Source organism: Phyllobacterium sp. P5_D12, from assembly GCF_054049495.1.
This window is the reverse complement of record NZ_JBFUMG010000564.1, coordinates 1-2,827: the sequence shown is the minus strand read 5'-3', so window position 1 is coordinate 2,827 and position 2,827 is coordinate 1. Positions and strand designations below refer to the sequence as shown.

Sequence of the window (2,827 nt, the reverse complement as noted above, 5' to 3'; positions counted from 1 at the left end):
CCTAGAGATGCGTGCGTGTCTTCAAAATAACGGTCGCCAATCGCCCTTAACCCTCACATGATCGCCAAATTAGAATTTTCTATTTTGACGATAGACAAGTGCGAAAGAGCAGCTAATCTTCTCCCTACCACATGACGCCCGGAAGAGGCACCTGCGTCAACGTTCTGGGAGGAACCTATGGCCAAAGTGGAATTGTTCGTGAATGGGCGTGCCGTCACAGGCGAAGCCGAAGACCGCACACTGCTTGTGCACTTCCTGCGTGAAAATCTTGGGTTAACTGGCACCCATGTCGGGTGTGACACGTCGCAATGCGGTGCATGTGTCGTTCATGTCGATGGCAGGGCGGTCAAGTCCTGCACAATGCTGGCGGCCCAGGCCTCCGGCTCGACGATCACGACGATCGAGGGCCTTAGCGCCAGTGGAGAACTGCATCCGCTTCAGGTCGCGTTTCGGGAAAATCATGCGCTTCAATGCGGGTTCTGCACGCCTGGCATGATCATGACTTCGGTCGATATGATACGGCGCCACCCAAACGGGCTCGATGAAGCAACTGTGCGGGATCAGCTCGAAGGCAATATTTGCCGCTGTACCGGCTATCACAACATAGTCAAGGCCGTGCTCGACGCATCGGACAAAATGGGCAAGGGCGCCGTCAAAGCCGCCTGATCACTTGGATTTTCAGTTCTGCAGCCTGTTGCCTTGGAGGTCGACATTTTCTCTTGGCAACACACCTGCGACAGGGAGACTTAGCCATGGGTGTTGAAGGTATCGGAGCACGTGTTCTCCGCAAGGAAGACAAGAGGTTTATCACTGGCAAGGGCCGCTATACCGACGATATGTCCGTACCGGGCATGAAGCATGCTGCCTTCGTGCGCAGCCCCCATGCTCACGCCAAAATCACCGGCATCGATGTTGAAACAGCGAAGAAGATGCCCGGCGTCATTGGCGTTTTGACCGGCGCGGAGCTGAAAGCGGACGGGATCGGCAATCTCATTTGCGGCTGGATGATCCATTCCAAAGATGGAACGCCTATGAAGATGGGCGCTTGGTCGCCGCTTGCCACCGACACGGTGCGTTATGTGGGCGATGCGGTCGTTATCGTAATTGCTGATACGAAGGGGCAGGCGCGTGATGCTGCCGAGGCGGTCGACGTGTCATACGAAGAGCTTCCGGTCGTTGTGAAGACTGCCGAAGCCCTCAACGAAGGGGCGCCGCAACTTCATTCGGAAGCACCGGGCAATCTGATTTTTGATTGGGACATCGGGGATGAAAAGGCCACGAATGATRCTTTCGCAGGCGCTGCGCATGTCACCAAGATGGATATTGTCAATGGCCGCCTTGTTCCTAATGCGATCGAACCGCGTGCCACGCTCGGTGTCTACGACGCTGGAGAAGATCACTATACGTGTTGGACGACGTCTCAAAATCCGCATGTCGCGCGCTTGGTTCTGAGCGCATTTTATAATGTCGCGCCGGAGAACAAGCTGCGCGTCATCGCCCCGGACGTCGGGGGCGGCTTCGGCTCGAAGATCTTCATCTATCCTGAGGAACTCATTTGCCTCTGGGCATCGAAAAAGACTGGCGTTCCGGTCAAATGGGTGGCCGACCGGACCGAAAGTTTTCTGGCCGATGCGCATGGCCGTGACCACGTCACGCATGCGGAACTAGCCTTTGACAAGGATAATAAAATCCTTGGTCTCAAAGTTCAGACGATCGCCAATCTCGGCGCCTACATGTCGCTATTCTCGAGCTCCGTGCCGACCTATCTTTATGCCACGCTCCTCTCTGGCCAATACGACATTCCGGCGATCCACGCCAATGTGAAAGCCGTTTATACCAACACGGCGCCCGTCGACGCCTATCGTGGAGCCGGGCGGCCGGAAGCAAGCTTTGTGCTTGAGCGCATCATGGAAACCGCGGCGCGCGAATTGAAGGTTTCTCCGGCAGAGCTTCGACGGAAAAATTTTATCCGTACTTTCCCGCACCAGACGCCGGTAATTATGAACTATGACGCGGGCGATTTCGATGCGACCCTTGATGCCGGGCTGAAGGCTGCCGATTATGAGGGATTCGAGAAGCGCCGCGAGGAGGCCGCCAAGCGCGGCAAGCTCCGCGGTATCGGATTGAGCTGCTACATCGAGGCCTGCGGCATTGCGCCTTCCGCGGCAGTCGGCTCTCTTGGGGCAGGCGTGGGTCTGTGGGAGAGCGCTGAAGTCAGGGTCAACGCGATTGGCACGATCGAAATTCTGACGGGCTCCCATTCGCATGGCCAAGGACATGAGACAACCTTTGCGCAACTTGCCACAGAGCGTTTCGGTGTCCCGATCGACAGCGTTTCCATCGTTCATGGCGATACTGACAAAGTACAGATGGGGATGGGGACCTATGGCTCGCGTTCCGGCGCGGTCGGAATGTCAGCCGTCGTCAAGGCTTTGGATAAGGTGGAAGCCAAGGCAAAGAAAATTGCTGCCCATCTCCTAGAAGCAGATGAAGCCGATATCGAGATCAAGGACGGTGATGTCAGAGTCGCTGGCACCGACAAGTCGCTGCCATGGTTTCAGGTGGCGCTTGCGGCCTACACTGCCCACAATCTTCCCTCCGGCATGGAGCCGGGATTGAAAGAGGGTGCGTTCTACGATCCATCCAACTTCACGTTCCCAGGCGGCTGCCATATCTGCGAAGTCGAAGTCGATCCTGAGACGGGTGTGACCGAGATAATTCAGTTTGTTGCTGCGGATGATTTCGGCAAGATCATCAACCCGATGATCGTCGAAGGACAGGTCCACGGTGGACTGGCTCAAGGCATCGGGCAAGCACTGCTGGAAGG

At 56.4% G+C, this 2,827-nt stretch carries 2 protein-coding genes; both read left to right on the top strand.

Annotation, left to right across the window (positions count from 1 at the left end; genetic code table 11):
* The first annotated feature begins 177 nt into the window (after positions 1-177).
* On the top strand, positions 178-666 hold the full coding sequence (locus ACXJ5O_RS23535; protein ID WP_271892520.1) for a (2Fe-2S)-binding protein: 489 nt from the start codon (positions 178-180) through the stop codon (positions 664-666).
* A gap of 86 nt (positions 667-752) precedes the next feature.
* The coding region (locus tag ACXJ5O_RS23530; protein WP_457302018.1) for a xanthine dehydrogenase family protein molybdopterin-binding subunit at positions 753-2,827 on the top strand (2,075 nt) is incomplete at its 3' end.